Origin of the sequence: Ensifer sp. SL37 (assembly GCF_026672675.1) — a bacterium.
GTDB classification, from domain to species: domain Bacteria; phylum Pseudomonadota; class Alphaproteobacteria; order Rhizobiales; family Rhizobiaceae; genus Ensifer; species Ensifer adhaerens.
This window is the reverse complement of record NZ_JAPPRN010000002.1, coordinates 340,641-358,491: the sequence shown is the minus strand read 5'-3', so window position 1 is coordinate 358,491 and position 17,851 is coordinate 340,641. Positions and strand designations below refer to the sequence as shown.

Annotated in this window: 8 protein-coding genes and 14 pseudogenes; 12 read left to right on the top strand and 10 right to left on the bottom strand. The window is 60.1% G+C overall.

Going from position 1 to position 17,851, the window contains the following annotated elements; all coding sequences use genetic code 11:
• Positions 1-27: 27 nt before the first annotated feature.
• A pseudogene (locus tag OVA00_RS09625) lies at positions 28-1,162 on the bottom strand (IS3 family transposase).
• A gap of 201 nt (positions 1,163-1,363) precedes the next feature.
• Here OVA00_RS09625 and OVA00_RS09620 point away from each other — a divergent pair.
• The 4 genes and pseudogenes from OVA00_RS09620 to OVA00_RS09605 form a co-directional block, all read left to right on the top strand.
• Positions 1,364-2,209: pseudogene (locus OVA00_RS09620) on the top strand (IS256 family transposase); the annotation flags it as partial.
• A 92-nt stretch (positions 2,210-2,301) separates the two neighbouring features.
• Positions 2,302-3,573, top strand: a complete 1,272-nt coding sequence (locus tag OVA00_RS09615; protein ID WP_268088859.1) for an IS256 family transposase — start codon at positions 2,302-2,304, stop codon at positions 3,571-3,573.
• 33 nt (positions 3,574-3,606) lie between these two features.
• Positions 3,607-4,044 (top strand): annotated as a pseudogene (locus OVA00_RS09610) (transposase); the annotation flags it as partial.
• 55 nt (positions 4,045-4,099) lie between these two features.
• Positions 4,100-4,411, top strand: a pseudogene (locus tag OVA00_RS09605) (IS66 family transposase zinc-finger binding domain-containing protein); the annotation flags it as partial.
• Between the two features lie 192 nt (positions 4,412-4,603).
• Here the strand turns inward: OVA00_RS09605 and OVA00_RS09600 are convergent.
• Positions 4,604-4,852, bottom strand: a complete 249-nt coding sequence (locus tag OVA00_RS09600; RefSeq protein WP_268088718.1) for a hypothetical protein — start codon at positions 4,850-4,852, stop codon at positions 4,604-4,606.
• Positions 4,853-5,061: 209 nt separating this feature from the next.
• Here OVA00_RS09600 and OVA00_RS09595 point away from each other — a divergent pair, with 209 nt between their 5' ends.
• The 5 genes and pseudogenes from OVA00_RS09595 to OVA00_RS09575 form a co-directional block, all read left to right on the top strand.
• A complete protein-coding gene (locus OVA00_RS09595) occupies positions 5,062-5,685 on the top strand; it encodes a recombinase family protein (protein ID WP_268088717.1) in 624 nt (207 codons plus the stop codon).
• 5 nt (positions 5,686-5,690) lie between these two features.
• A complete protein-coding gene (locus OVA00_RS09590) occupies positions 5,691-6,104 on the top strand; it encodes a DUF4158 domain-containing protein (RefSeq protein WP_268088716.1) in 414 nt (137 codons plus the stop codon).
• Between the two features lie 274 nt (positions 6,105-6,378).
• The gene (gene tnpA / locus OVA00_RS09585; protein WP_268088715.1) at positions 6,379-6,825 is read left to right on the top strand and encodes an IS66-like element accessory protein TnpA; all 447 of its coding nucleotides are present in this window, start codon (positions 6,379-6,381) and stop codon (positions 6,823-6,825) included.
• Positions 6,822-7,175, top strand: coding sequence for an IS66 family insertion sequence element accessory protein TnpB (gene tnpB, locus OVA00_RS09580; protein ID WP_047637286.1), 354 nt, complete (start codon positions 6,822-6,824; stop codon positions 7,173-7,175). The genes tnpA and tnpB overlap by 4 nt, the downstream gene beginning before the upstream one ends.
• Before the next feature lie 62 nt (positions 7,176-7,237).
• Positions 7,238-7,651, top strand: a pseudogene (locus OVA00_RS09575) (transposase domain-containing protein); the annotation flags it as partial.
• A gap of 84 nt (positions 7,652-7,735) precedes the next feature.
• On the opposite strand, the pseudogene OVA00_RS09570 reads toward OVA00_RS09575, so the two are convergent.
• A pseudogene (locus tag OVA00_RS09570) lies at positions 7,736-7,933 on the bottom strand (IS66 family transposase); the annotation flags it as partial.
• A gap of 63 nt (positions 7,934-7,996) precedes the next feature.
• Here OVA00_RS09570 and OVA00_RS09565 point away from each other — a divergent pair.
• Positions 7,997-9,201: pseudogene (locus OVA00_RS09565) on the top strand (IS256 family transposase).
• A gap of 25 nt (positions 9,202-9,226) precedes the next feature.
• Here the strand turns inward: OVA00_RS09565 and OVA00_RS09560 are convergent.
• The 5 genes and pseudogenes from OVA00_RS09560 to OVA00_RS09540 all read right to left on the bottom strand — a co-directional run.
• A pseudogene (locus OVA00_RS09560) lies at positions 9,227-9,625 on the bottom strand (IS66 family transposase); the annotation flags it as partial.
• 79 nt (positions 9,626-9,704) lie between these two features.
• Positions 9,705-10,430 carry a reverse transcriptase domain-containing protein gene (locus tag OVA00_RS09555; RefSeq protein WP_268088714.1) on the bottom strand — a complete coding sequence of 242 codons (726 nt, stop codon included), beginning with the start codon at positions 10,428-10,430 and terminating at the stop codon, positions 9,705-9,707.
• Between the two features lie 57 nt (positions 10,431-10,487).
• Positions 10,488-11,707 (bottom strand): IS3 family transposase gene (locus OVA00_RS09550; RefSeq protein ID WP_268088713.1). Its coding sequence is split into 2 segments (ribosomal slippage): positions 10,488-11,371 and positions 11,371-11,707, totalling 1,221 coding nucleotides; the frame shifts between segments, so codons are not numbered across the junction.
• 68 nt (positions 11,708-11,775) lie between these two features.
• Positions 11,776-12,282 (bottom strand): annotated as a pseudogene (locus OVA00_RS09545) (reverse transcriptase domain-containing protein); the annotation flags it as partial.
• Positions 12,283-12,830: 548 nt separating this feature from the next.
• A pseudogene (locus OVA00_RS09540) lies at positions 12,831-13,563 on the bottom strand (IS66 family transposase); the annotation flags it as partial.
• Between the two features lie 172 nt (positions 13,564-13,735).
• Here OVA00_RS09540 and OVA00_RS09535 point away from each other — a divergent pair.
• Positions 13,736-15,006, top strand: a pseudogene (locus OVA00_RS09535) (IS256 family transposase).
• 661 nt (positions 15,007-15,667) lie between these two features.
• Here the strand turns inward: OVA00_RS09535 and OVA00_RS09530 are convergent.
• A pseudogene (locus OVA00_RS09530) lies at positions 15,668-16,273 on the bottom strand (transposase); the annotation flags it as partial.
• Here OVA00_RS09530 and OVA00_RS09525 point away from each other — a divergent pair.
• Positions 16,232-16,895: pseudogene (locus tag OVA00_RS09525) on the top strand (Mu transposase domain-containing protein); the annotation flags it as partial. The pseudogenes OVA00_RS09530 and OVA00_RS09525 sit on opposite strands and share 42 nt — an antisense overlap.
• A 52-nt stretch (positions 16,896-16,947) precedes the next feature.
• Here the strand turns inward: OVA00_RS09525 and OVA00_RS09520 are convergent.
• Positions 16,948-17,565: pseudogene (locus tag OVA00_RS09520) on the bottom strand (Tn3 family transposase); the annotation flags it as partial.
• Positions 17,566-17,851: the final 286 nt, after the last annotated feature.

Here is a 17,851-nt window from a genome sequence, read left to right as displayed (position 1 = left end):
GGTTTTTAAGTGGAATCCTGCCTGTGGTTAAGCCGCTTCGGGCAGCGGTGTCGGGGTTAAGTAGGCCTCATCCGGAGTCTTGCCGTCAAGGCTCGAATGTGGCCGTCTCTGATTGTAGAAGTCGAGATACTTTCCGATCGATGCACGGGCCTGGCGGACGCTGTCGTAGGCCTTGAGGTAGACCTCTTCGTATTTCACCGACCGCCACAGCCGCTCGACGAAGACATTGTCCCGCCAGGCACCCTTGCCGTCCATGCTGATCTTGATCTTGTGGTCGAGCAGCACCTTTGTGAAGTCGTGGCTGGTGAACTGGCTGCCCTGATCCGAGTTGAAGATCTCGGGCTTGCCGTAGCAGGCCAGCGCTTCCTCGAGAGCCTCGACGCATGGCGCAGCGTCCATGGTGATCGACAACCGCCACGACAGAACCTTGCGCGTGAACCAATCGATGATGGCGATCAAATAGCAGAACCCGCGCGCCATCGGGATGTAGGTCAGATCCGTTGCCCAGACCTGGTTGGGCCGATCGACCTTCAGAGCGCGCAGCAAATAGGGATAGATCTTGTGCCCATCGCCGGGTGCTGACGTGCGCGGCTTGCGGTAAAGCGCCGCGATCCCCATGCGTTTCATCAGGGTCCGCACATGCAGTCGGTACGACGTCAAACGCCTTCGCGCGTCAGAAGCTTCTGCAGCATCCGGCTGCCCGCGAACGGGTAGTCCAGATGCAGCTCGTCGATCCGACGCATCAGCGCAAGATCCGCCGGCGACGCCGGTTGTGGCATGTAGTAGACGATGCTGCGACTGATCCCCAAAGCTCGGGCCTGGCGGGTGATGGACAGTTCGTGATCGCGGTCGATCATTTCTTTACGCTCCCCAACAGTCCCGCCTTGGTGAGCGCGCCGGATAAAAAATCGTTCTCCAGCGAAAGCTCCCCGATCTTGGCGTGCAGCGTCTTTACATCCACCGCAGGCTCCGACGGCTTTGATCCCGTGTCGAAGATCGCCGTCATGCCCGCAAGCGCCTGATCTCGCCACGTCGTGATCTGGTTGGCGTGAACGTCGTATTGTTGCGCAAGCTCCGATAACGTCTTCTCCCCCTGGATCGCAGCAAGGGCTACACGCGCCTTGAAGGCTGCGCTGTGGTTTCGGCGGGGTCGTCTGCTCAAGTGATTCTCCTGTTACGGCACTCTCGCCGCTCTCAGCCAGAAATTCCACTTAACGACCTGTCCAATTTTCCCGAGCCACCTCTGAGGGTCTCGCTGATATTGACGGAGCTATGACGGAAACTGGGTGATGACGGTTTGATGAGGGCGGCGTATCGAGGCGGGTGACAAGCCTGCCAGAACCTCATGAAAGAGCGATACGCCATGAAGACAGATAGCACTGTTGTTTCCTTTCCGCATCCCGAGACGCTCGATGATCCCCTGACATCGGTTCTACGCGAAGGCGCGCGCCGGCTTCTGGCACAGGCCGTGGAGGCGGAAGCCGAGGCGTTTCTTGCGGCCATGGCCAGCGAACGCCTGAGCGATGGGCGGGACCGGGTGGTGCGGCACGGCCATGGGCCTGAAAGAACGATCCAGACGGGGATCGGTCCGGTTGCGGTGCGCCGCGTCAAGCTGCGCGACCGGGCTTTGGAGACTTGCGGCGAGGATCGCATCACCTTCACGTCGGCGATCCTGCCGAAGTGGGCACGACGCACGAAGAGCCTCGACGCTCTGCTGCCGGTCCTTTACCTGCGCGGCATCTCGACCGGCGATTTCCAGGAGGCGCTTGCCGCCTTACTCGGCAAGGACGCACCGAACCTGTCCCCCTCGGTGATTGGCCGGCTGAAGGAGGAGTGGCAGGCCGACTATGATCGCTGGCAACGCCGCGACCTGTCAGCCCGCCGCTACGTCTACATCTGGGCCGACGGGGTCTATCTTCAGGCACGCATGGAGGACGATGCCGCTTGCATGCTGGTCGTCATCGGCGCGACGCCGGAAGGCAAGAAGGAACTTGTCGGCTTTCAAGTCGGCGTGCGCGAAAGCACCCAGAGCTGGCGCGAGCTGCTCGTCGGGCTGAAGGCCCGCGGGCTTTCGATTGCGCCAGAAATTGCCGTGGGCGACGGCGCGCTCGGCTTCTGGAAGGCGCTGGAGGAGATATTCCCTTCGACCCGCCATCAACGGTGCTGCCAACACAAGCTCCTCAACATCCTCAACAAGGTGCCGAAGAGCTATGACGGAAACTGGGTGATGACGGTTTGATGAGGGCGGCGTATCGAGGCGGGTGACAAGCCTGCCAGAACCTCATGAAAGAGCGATACGCCATGAAGACAGATAGCACTGTTGTTTCCTTTCCGCATCCCGAGACGCTCGATGATCCCCTGACATCGGTTCTACGCGAAGGCGCGCGCCGGCTTCTGGCACAGGCCGTGGAGGCGGAAGCCGAGGCGTTTCTTGCGGCCATGGCCAGCGAACGCCTGAGCGATGGGCGGGACCGGGTGGTGCGGCACGGCCATGGGCCTGAAAGAACGATCCAGACGGGGATCGGTCCGGTTGCGGTGCGCCGCGTCAAGCTGCGCGACCGGGCTTTGGAGACTTGCGGCGAGGATCGCATCACCTTCACGTCGGCGATCCTGCCGAAGTGGGCACGACGCACGAAGAGCCTCGACGCTCTGCTGCCGGTCCTTTACCTGCGCGGCATCTCGACCGGCGATTTCCAGGAGGCGCTTGCCGCCTTACTCGGCAAGGACGCACCGAACCTGTCCCCCTCGGTGATTGGCCGGCTGAAGGAGGAGTGGCAGGCCGACTATGATCGCTGGCAACGCCGCGACCTGTCAGCCCGCCGCTACGTCTACATCTGGGCCGACGGGGTCTATCTTCAGGCACGCATGGAGGACGATGCCGCTTGCATGCTGGTCGTCATCGGCGCGACGCCGGAAGGCAAGAAGGAACTTGTCGGCTTTCAAGTCGGCGTGCGCGAAAGCACCCAGAGCTGGCGCGAGCTGCTCGTCGGGCTGAAGGCCCGCGGGCTTTCGATTGCGCCAGAAATTGCCGTGGGCGACGGCGCGCTCGGCTTCTGGAAGGCGCTGGAGGAGATATTCCCTTCGACCCGCCATCAACGGTGCTGGCAACACAAGCTCCTCAACATCCTCAACAAGGTGCCGAAGTCGGTGCAGCCGAACATGAAGGCCGATCTCAGGGAGGTCCGCGATGCCCCGGATCGGGCAACCGCCGAGGTCGCGATCGCCGTCTTCGTCGACAAATACAAGGCCAAATATCCCAAGGCCGTCAACTGCCTGACGAAGGACCACGAGGCATTGCTGACCTTCTTCGACTTCCCGGCCGAACACTGGGACCATCTGCGCACCTCGAACCCGATCGAAAGCGTCTTCGCCACCGTCAGGCACCGCACGGTGCGAACCAAGGGAGGCCTGTCCCACAACACAGCACGGCTCATGGTCTTCAAGCTCGTCATGAGCGCCGCCAAAACCTGGCGCCGGCTGAAGGGCGAAAATCAGTTGCCAAAGGTCATCGCCGGCGTCAAATTTACCGACGGTGTCGCCGAAACGACGACCCCTGACCATCGCGCCGCCTGATCGGCCTCGTCACCCATTTCCCGCCATAGCTCGGTGCCGAAGTCGGTGCAGCCGAACATGAAGGCCGATCTCAGGGAGGTCCGCGATGCCCCGGATCGGGCAACCGCCGAGGTCGCGATCGCCGTCTTCGTCGACAAATACAAGGCCAAATATCCCAAGGCCGTCAACTGCCTGACGAAGGACCACGAGGCATTGCTGACCTTCTTCGACTTCCCGGCCGAACACTGGGACCATCTGCGCACCTCGAACCCGATCGAAAGCGTCTTCGCCACCGTCAGGCACCGCACGGTGCGAACCAAGGGAGGCCTGTCCCACAACACAGCACGGCTCATGGTCTTCAAGCTCGTCATGAGCGCCGCCAAAACCTGGCGCCGGCTGAAGGGCGAAAATCAGTTGCCAAAGGTCATCGCCGGCGTCAAATTCACCGACGGTGTCGCCGAAACGACGACCCCTGACCATCGCGCCGCCTGATCGGCCTCGTCACCCATTTCCCGCCATAGCTCATATTGACGCGACCGACGCCACTGAGCTTCCCGATACGGGATTGCCGGAGGTGGAAAAGCCCGCGGGCAAGAAACGCGGGCGCAAACCTCTTCCGGCAAATCTGCCCCGCCAACGCGTTGAGTATGACCTTGCCGCCGATCAGAAGGTCTGCCCGTGCTGCAGCCATCAGATGCATCGCATGGGCGAACTCGTTACCGAGCAACTGCATATCGAGGTGAAGGCCACGGTTCTGCAGAACGCCAGGGCCAAATACGCATGCCGGAACTGCGAGCGCACGGGCATCATCACCCCCATCGTTATGGCACCGATGCCCGCACAGCCATTGCCGGGGTCTGAGTAGCAACGGAACAGAAAACCTACATAAGGAATTTCACATCTCAGCGGTCAGCGCCAGCGGCCCAGCTCCTTGATTGTTTTCCTGTGGGATTTGAGGTGATGCTTCATCAGCTTGATGTCGTGGAGGTAATCCTGCTCCGGCCGAAACTCGTAATCCGGATCGATGTGGAAATGGTTGCGGGTAAAGCACTCATAGATTGATGCCGCCCCAGGTGTCGATAACCTGTTCGAGGCTCTTCGCCATATGATGCAACGGCGAACCAGGCCCGTCCTCATCCCTCATCTTATGAAGGCGCAAATGGATGTGTTGCAGCATATCGGTCCGCATGTAGCTGTTCAAAAGCATGAGCGAGTGGGTCGGCGTCTTCGGAACAGCAAAGCCCATTTTATCTTCTGTCGGCAGGTCAGCGACATCCTTATGGTCGTCGTCGTCAGTCATCACGTTTCGCTCGCAAGAGATTTCGATCCACCGGTGGCATCCACAAAAGCTTTGCCCGAACGTCGCAACAAACCCCGGTTTGATGGAACGCCTTAAAGCGGATCGCAAAAATCCCGGAGAAGCCGCCCAAATTTCATAAATACCCGTGTAGAAATCTATAGCCGATAAACTTCTTGCCGTCTAAGTTAATATGAAGCAAGGAGCAACTGATGCTAATCGGCTATATGCGGGTTTCGACCGGCGAGCAGAATCTCGACCTCCAGCGTGACGGGTTGGAGCGGGCCGGCTGCGAGAAGATCTACGACGATGTGTGCTCCGGACGTGCCACCGACCGGCCCGGCCTTGCGAAGGCGCTTGAGATTGCGCGGGCGGGTGACGCGCTTGTCGTGTGGAAACTCGACCGTATCGGTCGCTCGCTTCCGCATGTCGTCGGGTTGATGAACGATCTGCAACAACGTGGGGTCGGGCTCAAGGTGCTGACCGGCGATATGGACACGACCACGACGACCGGCCGGCTCGTCTTCGGCATCTTTGCGACATTGGCGGAGTTCGAGCGCGATCTCATCCATGAGCGAACCATGGCGGGCCTGGCGGCGGCGCGTGCCCGTGGCAGGGCCGGCGGACGGCCGCGTGTGATGACCCGCAAGAAGCTGAAGGCCGCCATGGCGATGATGGCAGACAGGGACAACGCCGCGCGCGATGTCGCCGCCGAACTCGGCGTATCCTTGTCCACTCTCTATGCCTATGTTGATGCGAAGGGCAAGCCGCGCGAACGCGCCAACGAACTGCTCGGTCGCCGTTCGGCGAAGCGCGAAACGACGATGCAGGCCTGACGACATTGCCGGTTGGATTCCTGAGCGATAACCAGGCGCGCGAGTATGGCCGTTTCAACGGCGAACTGACACCGGACCAGCTGGCCCGCTATTTTCATCTCGATGATGCAGACCATGCATTCGTCGCCCTTCACCGTGGTGATCACAACCGCCTGGGCGTTGCTGTTCAGCTCGGATCACTGCGCATGCTCGGCATGTTTCTGGAAAAGCCGGAAGACGTTCCTGTTTCAGCGCAACGCTTCACCGCTCGCCAGCTCTCCATTGCCGAACCCGAGGATCTGATCGCTGAGTACGCCCGCAGCGAGGGACGATGGCGACATGCGCCGCGCATTCGCCAGCACTATGGCTATCGGCTTTCAATTACCCACAAGTTCAGCGCCGATGGTCATGCCGATCCTGATATCGGTGAGGCGCGATAGGCCTCGCCACATGACGGTGTTGCCCGGTGGCGGATCGTGCGCGCGAGCCAGATAGCCTCCAAGCTTTGCAATCTTGATCAAATAATCGGACAAATTACCTGCGCGGGATGCGGGTGGCTCGCCCTTATCAGGTAGCAAATGGTCGAGCAGCCTCATCTCGATCCGCGTGATCGCGACCGAGGGGTGTAAGCGCCGTCTCCGCCCCATTGGATAGGCTGTATTTTGAGGCTGGCCGGGCGTGCGAGAAGGTTTCCAGGACTATCTGGAGATTTGCATGGCAGATGATGGATTTGTTGGTCGCTATGAGGTTGTTGAGCCGCGCCGCGGAAACCGGCGTTGGCCAGATGATGTGAAGGCGCGGATTGTGGCGGAAAGCCTTGAGCCTGGTGTTCGTGTTGTTGATGTCGCGCGCCGTCATGACGTTGTTCCGCACCAGCTTTCCTTGTGGCGCCGGCAAGTGCGCGAGGGCATTCTGACGCTGCCTTTTGAGGCTATGCCGGGCCTGTCGGAGAGCGGCGATGCCGAGCCTGCATTTGTGCCTTTGGCGATTGCGGCAGAGCCGAGCGAGGCGGTGAATGTTTTGGCGCCGCCGAAACTGCGGGAGGCGGTTTCGTCAGTCTTGACGCTCACGATCGGCCCGGACGTTGTGATGCGGGTTCCCGTCGATGTGCCGGTTGAACGTGTGGCCGCTCTGGTGCGCGCCATGCGAGGGACGGCATGATCGTCGCGGGCCAACGACTGCCGATCCTGATTGCAACGCGGCCGGTGGACTTCCGCTGCGGGCATCAGGCGCTGGCTCTGATGGTGCAGACCGAGTTGAAGCTCGACCCGCATTCCGGGGTGACGGTGATCTTCCGGTCGAAGCGCGGTGATCGTCTGAAAATCCTGGTATGGGATGGCACCGGCATGGTGCTGACCTACAAAATTCTTGAACATGGAAGCTTTGCCTGGCCCAAGGTGCAGGATGGGACGATGCGCCTTTCCAGGGGGCAATACGAGGCTTTGTTCGAGGGGCTCGACTGGCGGCGAGTGATGGCGCAACGGGTGATCGCGCCGTCGGCGGCAGGGTGAATATCCGACGGTCTTTGCATTGTTTTATTTGGCTTTTTTGTGCTGCCTTGCTATAAGGCCGCATGTCGTCGCCCCTTGATCTCAGCCTGTTTCCGGACCTTCCGCCAGAGGTGGTGAAGGCGTTTGCGGCGATGCAGTTCGAACTGTCGGTCGAGCGTGCTGCACGTCAGCATGAGCAGGCTGTGGTTGCCGAAAAGGACGCCTTCATCGCCGAGCTGAAGGAACTGGTCGAGAAGCTTGAAGGTCAGGTTCACGACTATCGGCGCACGAAGTTCGGGCCGAAATCGGAAAAGCTCGATCCGGCGCAGATGGAACTGGCGCTGGAAGACCTTGAAACGGCAATTGCCGAAACACAGGCGCGGATCGCCGCCGTCGAGAAAAAGATCGAAGCCAGCGCATCCGATCCGGACAAGGCCGTTCCTCGCAAGGAGCGTAAGGCCCGTGCACTGCCCGAACACCGTAAGCGCGCATTTCGCTGCGCGTTATAAGTGGGCTTGAGGCGGCGGTCAGGCGGGCTGCCTTTTGAAGTTGAATGGTAGCAGGTCGTCGATGTCGGCGTTGTCGCGCTCGAGTAAATTGTTATCAATCGGCATCCTACCGTCGTGGGTATAGCGGGTCAGATATTCCCATTGATTGCGCGTATAGGAGACGGCGTCGCCAAGCTTGGTGTCGGGCACGACTTTTGGAGCGATCGCGTCGAGCCACGCCTTGAGGGCGTTCAGGACCGGGACGCTGTGTTTCTGGCGAAAGCGGCGCATGTAGTGGGAGTGTCAGGAATTCTGTGCGGTGGGCCATGATGATGAAAAGGAGCGAATCATCACATGGCTATCGAAAAAGAACTTCTGGACCAACTTCTTGCTGGTCGTGATCCATCCGATGTTTTCGGCAAGGACGGCTTGCTGGATGACCTGAAGAAGGCACTGTCGGAGCGTATTCTCAACGCCGAGCTTGATGAACATCTCGCCGTCGATCGCAGCGAAGGACCGTCGGGCAATCGGCGGAATGGATCTTCGAAAAAGACGGTGCTGACCGGTACCTCGAAGATGACGTTGACCATCCCGCGCGACCGGGCCGGTACGTTCGACCCGCAGCTGATCGCCAAATATCAGCGCCGCTTTCCCGATTTCGATGATAAGATCATTTCCATGTACGCGCGCGGCATGACGGTGCGGGAAATCCAGGGCCACCTCGAAGAAATCTACGGTATCGACGTGTCGCCGGACCTGATCTCGGCGGTGACCGACCAGGTTCTGGAGGCCGTTGGCGAGTGGCAAAACCGCCCGCTCGAGCTGTGCTATCCCCTCGTGTTCTTCGATGCCATCCGGGTCAAGATCCGGGACGAAGGCTTCGTTCGCAACAAGGCCGTTTATGTCGCGCTCGCAGTTCTGGCGGACGGCACAAAGGAAATCCTCGGGCTCTGGATCGAGCAGACCGAAGGGGCAAAGTTCTGGTTGCGCGTGATGAATGAGCTGAAAAGCCGTGGCTGCCAGGACATCCTGATCGCCGTGGTCGATGGCCTGAAGGGCTTTCCCGAAGCCATTACGGTACCGTCTTCCCTCAGACGATCGTCCAGACCTGCATCGTCCACCTGATCCGGCATTCTCTGGAGTTCGTGTCCTACAAGGATCGCAAACCCGTCGTACCGGCGTTGAGAGCCATCTATCGTGCTCGAGATGCCGAGGCTGGAATGAAGGCGCTGGAGGCTTTCGAGGAAGGGTATTGGGGCCAGAAATACCCTGCCATCTCTCAAAGCTGGCGGCGCAATTGGGAACACGTTGTTCCCTTCTTCGCCTTCCCAGAGGGCGTCCGCCGCATCATCTACACGACGAACGCCATCGAGGCGTTGAACTCGAAACTTCGTCGGGCAGTGCGCTCGCGCGGCCATTTCCCGGGTGACGAAGCCGCGATGAAGCTGTTATATCTGGTCCTCAACAATGCGGCCGAGCAGTGGAAGCGCGCGCCGAGGGAGTGGATCGAGGCAAAGACACAGTTCGCCGTCATCTTCGGCGAGCGGTTCTTCAACTGATGAAACCGGCCCACCGCACAGAATTCCTGACACTCCCCATGTAGTCGGCCTGTGGTTCACCGTCATCCGGCCTCTCGTCCCGCACCTGCCTTTCGATCCGGTAGAGCTGGTCGAAGAACTTGATGGCCTGTGCCGGCGGCCCGCCGGGTTTCTTGCGCGCCTTGAGAGCATCGACAAACTTCCGCCTGGCATGGGCCATGCACCCGACATGCGTGGCGCCTTTCAACGTGCGCCAGGCCTGATAACCGTCACTCATCAGGATGCCGCGGTAGTCGCCAAGGAAGGCCTGCGGATGCTCTTGTCCGCGGCCGGGCTGATAATCGAACAGCACGATCGGCTGCTTGCTGTCCTCGCCGCTGCGAAAGGCCCACATATACGACGTGCTGGTCGCTTCCTTGCCGGCTTCCTTCAGCACCTGGACTGTGGGGCGAGTAGGCCGAAGGAATTTCACCTCCAGCCTCTCTCAGAACCGGGCGTGAGGCTCTCACCTCACCCGGCTCCCCTCAGGCGAGCTCCGTGCCATTACCAAGTTGCCAGTGTACGAACAGCTTCCGGTTTTCACGCGCAATCTTTGCAACAAAGAGGCGCGCTTGCCCCAGGCGTTTGCGGAAGCGCTTATATTTCCGTTTGAACCAAACATAGAGGGTTTCGTTGATGTATCGCGCCATCGGATAAAGTGCCGAGCGCGAGTATTGCCCATAGTATGCGATCCATCCCCGAACGATTGGGTTTATTTCGCGAGCAATGTCGTCCAACGTCACCTCCGTTCGTTTGCGGAGTTTCAGCCTTCTAATCCTCTCTCGCATCGAGTTCAGCGATGATATGCTGACGGTAGGGGTAAATCCGCAGAACGTTTTCTGCGAAAGTTGTCCCCGAACGGATCGCGGACGAAAGCAATACCCGAGAAAGTCAAATTTGACGGTCTCGTGCCTACCCCTCCGTCGATCATCTTTGCAGTAGACGATTTTCGTTTTCCCGGGATGCATTTCCAAGCGGCATTCCAAAAGACGAGCTGCGAGCGCTTCTCTGACGATCCGCGCTTCACTCTCGCTCCGGCAATGCACCAGCCCATCATCCGCGTAACGACACCATGGCAGGTCAGGGAACTGTCTGCCCATCCACACGTCGAATGCATAATGCAGGAACAGGTTGGCAAGTATCGGGCTAACGACACCGCCTTGTGGCGTGCCGCAGTTTCGCTCGACGTTTGTCCCATCCTCTTTCCGCATCGGTGCTGTCAGCCATCTTTCGATGTAGTGGAGTTGCCCCCAAAAGACCGGACATGCTCAGGTTTGAGATTGCGAGCTGATGAACTCGCGCGGCGATTGATATCCTAAAGCACTGTGCGGGTGAAGATTGTTGTAGTGCTCGAACCAGAACGGCAGTTGCGCCATGACGGTTTCGGCGTCGGGGGTTGGATTCACCGAGACGTAATCGCGCTTGAAGGTTTTGACGAACGCCTCGGCCATGCCGTTCGACTGTGGGCTTCGCACCGGTGTCGTGCACGGTTCCATGCCGATCTCGCGCAGCAAGGATGCGGTGTCCCTGGCGATGAAGCAAGAGCCGTTGTCGGTGAGCCATTCGATGGGTTCGGACAGCATGTTGATGCGGCCGTAGCGGTTCTCGACAGCGGTGATCACGAGGTCCTGCACGTCTTCGCTCTTGATACCTTCGGTGGTGGCGACATGGGCGATTGCTTCACGGTCGCAGCAGTCGAGGGCGAAGGCGACACGGACCTTCTCCTTGTTGTCGCAGCCGATCTCGAAGCCGTCGGAGCACCATCTGATGTTCGAACGCTCGACGGCGACCCGGCCGTCGTGAAGGCGATCATCGACCGCTCCGGTATGACGCACCAGCAGCAGATTGTGCAGCTTCATCACCCGGTAGACCCGCTTGGCATTGGGCCACGAACGCCCCAGTTTCCGGGCATTCCGACGCAGGATGGCATGGACACGCCGATAGCCGTAGGTGGGCGTATCGGCGATGACGGCCTTGATGTCCTCCACCAGCTCGCGATCAGGTAGAGGCGGGCGTCCTCTGGCTCTGGAAGGGGAACCTGCGGCACGCGCAGCGATATTCGAGCGGGCGACACCTAGAGTTTCGCAGACGGTCTTCATTCCAAAATCCCCCTCGGAAGAGAGAGCGAGCGCAACAGATGTTTTTTTGGGCCACCGGCGATTTCGAGGGCTTCCTTCAGGATTTCGCTCTCCATCGTCTTCTTGCCCAACAGGCGTTGCAACTCCTTCACCTGGGCCTGAAGCGCCCGGTATTCGGAAGCCGGAACGACCTCCTCTTCGGCGTCCGTCGCCGTCAGTGCCCCTTGGGACGCCAGCTTGCGCCAGGCGAACAACTGGTTCGGCTGGATGCCGTGCCGACGTGCGACGATGCTCACCGTCGCGTCCGCCTCATAGGTCTCATGGATGATCGCCAGCTTCTCTGCCGTGCTCCAGCGCCGCCGACGCTCCGGCCCGGAGAGAACTTCCATCTTAAAATTGCTGCTAGTCATATTACCAACATTACTCCTACCCACTTAGCTAAGTGGGGGAGCATGTCCGGGCCTTTCGGGGGCTAATTCATGTAGAGCAGCGCCCAGGCACATGTTATGTGTTTGCGAACAGCCCGTAGCAGAAGGTCATGGTCAATATTGTCAAACAGCCCTTTGATATCGAATTCCAGAACCCAATCATATTTCCAGCACCGCTTGCGCGTAACGCCGATGGCATCCAGCGCCGACTTGTCGGGCCGATAGCCATAAGAATCTGCCAGAAAGACTGCGTCCAGATCCGGCTCAATCATCTGCTTGACCACACTTTGGGCCACGCGATCTGCCACCGTTGGTACCCCGAGGATCCGCTCGCCTCCACTCTTCTTAGGAATGGAAACGGCGCGAACTGGCGGAGGGAAGTACGTGCCTGAGCTCATCCTGTTCCAGATCTTATAGAGATTCCCCTTCAGATCGGCCTCGAACTGCTCAATCGTTACCCCATCCACACCAGCTGCGCCTCCGTTGGATCGCACCTGCAGATAAGCTTCGTACACCTTCTGCTTACTGATATTGAACGGCTTGCTTTGCGTATCCATCAACGTCCTCCTGTTGCCAGTTGTGTTGATAATATGCCCACCTGATCCGACCTCTTCGCTCCAGCTCCATTACGAGCCTTCATCGCTACTACAAATCGGTCCGTCCCAGTGCTCCGCATCGGTACTCTCGCCTCACGGTTTTCTCCGCTTGTGCTTCTCCCTTTGCATCGGAGCGACTGGTTCCTGCAGTTCCGCGACAATGCCTGCATCCGCTTCACGCCCCCTCAACGCCGGTCGCCGCTTGCCCGGTCACCAGGCATCTGACAAGCTGATCCCAGAGAGACGAGAAATCTCTGGTTTTGACGACAGGTTTCACGTTACGACGCTTCATCGGAAGGTTCATTTTCATTCGTCTCTCGGATGCGTACCGGCCCAGGGTATACCCTGGACTTGGCTCCAACGCTTACGACCACGTCTCTTAAACGCAGCCGCTTGGAGTGGTTTGGACCCAGCTCCTGAAAGCCGAGCCCGAGGGGCCATCCCTCATCATCATCGCAGCTTTACGCACACAGTCTGTCAGGCCATCTAGACCATCCTTTCCGTGTGCTCTGCAGCACACTCTCGTCGCCATGGATGACGGTCTGGGATCGCAACCGCAGCTTCAGTGCGTCATAGACGCGAATGAGGTGTCTCTCGCTCGAACCGATCACCCAATGGCCCAGAGCGCCACGGCTGACAGGAACGCCAGCGCGCTCGAAGGCTTGCGCCAAACGATAGAGCGGCGTGCCGTCGACATATTTATGAACGAGCGCGAACAGGCGTGCTGATCCCGGTGCGGTCGCAGTTACGGCACGCATATTTGGCTCGCGCATTCTGCAGAACCGTGGCCTTCACCTCGATGTGAAGCTGCTCGGTAACGAGTTCGCCCATGCGATGCATCGGGTGGCTGCAGCACGGACAGACCTTCTGGTCGTCGGCAAGGTCATATTCGACGCGCTGGCGCGGCAGGTTCGCCGGCAATGGCCTGCGGCCGGGTTTCTTGCCCTCCGGCTTTTCGATCTCCGGCAATCCCGTGTCCGGTAGAGCGACGGCATCATCGGCGTCTTCGCTGTCCTCGTCCCCCTCAAGGGCAGCCTGCTCGGCCTCGTTGAAGATGCGATCCATGTGCTTTTCGCTGCGCGGCGCAAAACGATGCAACTGCGCCAGCGCCAATTCTTCCTCAAGCTTGAAGACGCGCTGCGCGAGGATATCCTTCTCGGCCTTCAGCGCGGCGATTTCTGCAGCATTCGCCGCCAAAAGCGCCATCAATTCCGCAACATCAGGGGTGCCGGCTCGATTCATCATAGTCTTGAATCTGAGCCGTTCCCTTACGTCAACGGCAAAGTTCAGCCGACAAATTCATATTGCCGCACCGGATGAGCTATGACGGAAACTGGGTGATGACGGTTTGATGAGGGCGGCGTATCGAGGCGGGTGACAAGCCTGCCAGAACCTCATGAAAGAGCGATACGCCATGAAGACAGATAGCACTGTTGTTTCCTTTCCGCATCCCGAGACGCTCGATGATCCCCTGACATCGGTTCTACGCGAAGGCGCGCGCCGGCTTCTGGCACAGGCCGTGGAGGCGGAAGCCGAGGCGTTTCTTGCGGCCATGGCCAGCGAACGCCTGAGCGATGGGCGGGACCGGGTGGTGCGGCACGGCCATGGGCCTGAAAGAACGATCCAGACGGGGATCGGTCCGGTTGCGGTGCGCCGCGTCAAGCTGCGCGACCGGGCTTTGGAGACTTGCGGCGAGGATCGCATCACCTTCACGTCGGCGATCCTGCCGAAGTGGGCACGACGCACGAAGAGCCTCGACGCTCTGCTGCCGGTCCTTTACCTGCGCGGCATCTCGACCGGCGATTTCCAGGAGGCGCTTGCCGCCTTACTCGGCAAGGACGCACCGAACCTGTCCCCCTCGGTGATTGGCCGGCTGAAGGAGGAGTGGCAGGCCGACTATGATCGCTGGCAACGCCGCGACCTGTCAGCCCGCCGCTACGTCTACATCTGGGCCGACGGGGTCTATCTTCAGGCACGCATGGAGGACGATGCCGCTTGCATGCTGGTCGTCATCGGCGCGACGCCGGAAGGCAAGAAGGAACTTGTCGGCTTTCAAGTCGGCGTGCGCGAAAGCACCCAGAGCTGGCGCGAGCTGCTCGTCGGGCTGAAGGCCCGCGGGCTTCGATTGCGCCAGAAATTGCCGTGGGCGACGGCGCGCTCGGCTTCTGGAAGGCGCTGGAGGAGATATTCCCTTCGACCCGCCATCAACGGTGCTGCCAACACAAGCTCCTCAACATCCTCAACAAGGTGCCGAAGTCGGTGCAGCCGAACATGAAGGCCGATCTCAGGGAGGTCCGCGATGCCCCGGATCGGGCAACCGCCGAGGTCGCGATCGCCGTCTTCGTCGACAAATACAAGGCCAAATATCCCAAGGCCGTCAACTGCCTGACGAAGGACCACGAGGCATTGCTGACCTTCTTCGACTTCCCGGCCGAACACTGGGACCATCTGCGCACCTCGAACCCGATCGAAAGCGTCTTCGCCACCGTCAGGCACCGCACGGTGCGAACCAAGGGAGGCCTGTCCCACAACACAGCACGGCTCATGGTCTTCAAGCTCGTCATGAGCGCCGCCAAAACCTGGCGCCGGCTGAAGGGCGAAAATCAGTTGCCAAAGGTCATCGCCGGCGTCAAATTCACCGACGGTGTCGCCGAAACGACGACCCCAGACCATCGCGCCGCCTGATCGGCCTCGTCACCCATTTCCGACCATAGCTCCAACCTCAATTATGGTTGGCGTTAACCACCAAACGATGGAGCGGAAAGTCATTACTATCTATGTTGGCAATTCACGCCGTGAGATGCAACCCTCTCTTCAATCACCCGAAGCAGAAGCCCTGCGCAGAGGGCGGGCTAGTCTTAGTCTAAGGCTCACGCCTGCAATCAATAGCGGTACCGCTGCGGTGCATGTCAGAAAAATGCATAGGGGAGGATCATGGCTCACTCGAAAGATTTGACCAAGGCGCAGACAGATACGCCGTTCCCGCAAAGTAGCTCTGCCTTGCAAACCGCGCAGAGCGCTGATTTTCGCATCCAAAGGACGGCGGAGCGCCTGTGGGAGATCTTTGCCTTGTCCGAGCGGGCAAGCTCGTGGCTACGGGCAAATTACCAAATTAGTTCCCTCACGGGAGATAGCGTCGTCAGAACAGATCTCGTCGGGGCGAACGGGTTCATGAGAACAGCGCTGGGAGAAGGGTACTCCATAGCGTATGTCGGGCCACATAGTGTGAATCTTTTCTAGGGCCCGTTAACACTAAAGAAAGGTTAAGGTGGCCATGAAGTTTGGATGGAACTGACTGATTCGCAATACGCGCTGAGCTATGGTCGGAAATGGGTGACGAGGGCGATCAGGCGGCGCGATGGTCTGGGGTCGTCGAGTCGGCGACACCGTCGGTAAATTTGACGCGGGCGATGACCTTTGGCAACTGATTTTCGCCCTTCAGCCGGCGCCAGGTTTTGGCGGCGCTGATGACGAGCTTGAAGACCATGAGCCGCGCCGTATTGTGCGACAGGCCTCCCTTGGTTCGCACCGTGCGGTGCCTGACGGTGGCGAAGACGCTTTCGATCGGGTTCGAGGTGCGCAGATGGTCCCAGTGTTCGGCTGGGAAGTCGAAGAAGGTCAGCAATGCCTGGCGGTCCTTCGTCAGGCAGTCGACGGCCTTGGGATATTTGGCCTTGTATTTGTCGATGAAGACGGCGATCGCCGCCTCGGCGGTTGCCCGATCGGGCGCGTCGCGGATCTCCCTGAGATCGGCCTTCATGTTCGGCTGCACTGACTTCGGCACCTTGTTGAGGATGTTGAGGAGCTTGTGCTGCCAGCACCGTTGATGGCGGGTCGAAGGCAAGACCCCGCGAGCCTTCAGCCCGACGAGCAGCTCGCGCCAGCTCTGGGTGCTTTCGCGCACGCCGACGCGACGTTTGCGGCCTTCGCCGAGCATTACGACACAACGGTCCTGCCTGTTCTCATCGTCGAGCGCTGGATCCTGGCGCGGCTGCGCAACGAGCACTTCTTCAGCCTTGCCGACCTCAACATCCGGATCAGCCAGCTTCTCGACGATCTCAACAATCGGCCGATGCGCCGCATCGGCAAGTCCCGGCGTCAGCTCTTCGAGGAAATCGAACGTGCGGCACTTGCGCCGCTTCCGGCAACCGCCTTCGAATATGCCGAATGGAAATCGGCGAAGGTCCATCCCGACTACCATGTCGAGGTCGATAAGGCCTTCTACTCTGTGCCGCATCGCCTGATCGGTACGGCAGGTCGAGGTTCGCTTGACCTCCCGGATCGTCGAAGTCTTCCACGATCACAAGCGTGTCGCCAGCCACCGCCGCACCTCGCAGCGCGCCGGGCACGTCACCGTCAGCGAGCACATGCCGAAGACGCATCAGCACTATGCCAACACCACGCCGGCGAGCCTGATCAAGCAGGCCGCGAAGGTCGGCGGCAATACGGCGATTCTGGTCGAGCGGCTGATGCGCGACAGGCCGCATCCGCAACAGGGATACCGCGCCGCGCGGGGCGTTCTGTCACTCTCGCGTCGCTACGGCCCCGAGCGTTTCGAGGCGGCATCAGCTCGATTTTGATTCTGCCCCAGGCGAGGGCGTCGAACGGTCCGTAGCTGGACTTGCGGTTGATACGCCAGAGCTTGACGGCGCCGATATCAGCCAGGCGGGGGCTGAACTGGTAGCCGAGAAGCCAGAACAAGCCAAAAATGGCATCGGAGTAAGCGGCGGTATCGGTCATGATCTCCAGCGGCTCCAGTTCTGTTTCCTGCTCGAGCAGGAGAGCCAGGACGACCAGGCTGTCGCGCAGGGTCCCGGGGATGACAGCCCCGCCCAGGCCGCTGAACTGGTTGGAGATCATGTTGTACCAGGTGACGCCGCGTTCCTGGCCGTAGTATTTGGGGTTGGGTCCGGCGTGTATGGCGCTCGCGGGAGCGACAAACCTCATGCCGTCCGCGCTAGCCACCTCGCCAGCGCCCCAGTGACGAACGATGTCGAGCCGGCTGTGCGCGGCAACGATTGCAGCATTGGCTGCGGCTATGGTCTCGGGTCTAATGAAGTTCTGGTCGATCCAGGAAAGCCGGTCGCGTCGAAGAGCGGGCAACTCCGCGCGGACAACCGGCTCGAGGCCGATGTTGCAGGCGCTGGCAACCAGGACGGCGCACAGGCTCGTTTCGAAATGCTCGACGGTGGACTGGCGTTCGCTCAAATGGGTGAACGACTTGGCAAACCCGGTTCGGGCCATGACTTCAAGAAAGATATCGGGCATCCCGGCCTTCGGCATCCGCGTCTGGGCGGCGGTGCGAAGTACGCGCAGGCTCTCGGGTTCCTCAAGCCTGTCGAGAGGCGTGACGACAATCTCGGTCTTGCCAGCGGTTGTTTCGAAGCGCAGGTCGGAGTTATCGGCGCTGCGAGCAGCAACTTGCCGATAGGCTTCGTCGAGAAGGCGGGCGAGACCATCGATTTCGGTGTCGGCCTCCAGAGAGCGGCCGAGCGCGCGGGCGACCATCAGCCTGGAGTTTTGCCAGGCT

Coding starts and splice junctions, on each gene's coding strand:
- OVA00_RS09615 (WP_268088859.1), top strand. CDS start 2,302: ATGAAGACAGATAGCACTGTTGTTTCCTTTCCGCATCCCGAGACGCTC.
- OVA00_RS09600 (WP_268088718.1), bottom strand. CDS start 4,852: ATGACTGACGACGACGACCATAAGGATGTCGCTGACCTGCCGACAGAA.
- OVA00_RS09595 (WP_268088717.1), top strand. CDS start 5,062: ATGCTAATCGGCTATATGCGGGTTTCGACCGGCGAGCAGAATCTCGAC.
- tnpA (WP_268088715.1), top strand. CDS start 6,379: ATGGCAGATGATGGATTTGTTGGTCGCTATGAGGTTGTTGAGCCGCGC.
- tnpB (WP_047637286.1), top strand. CDS start 6,822: ATGATCGTCGCGGGCCAACGACTGCCGATCCTGATTGCAACGCGGCCG.
- OVA00_RS09555 (WP_268088714.1), bottom strand. CDS start 10,430: ATGCGGAAAGAGGATGGGACAAACGTCGAGCGAAACTGCGGCACGCCA.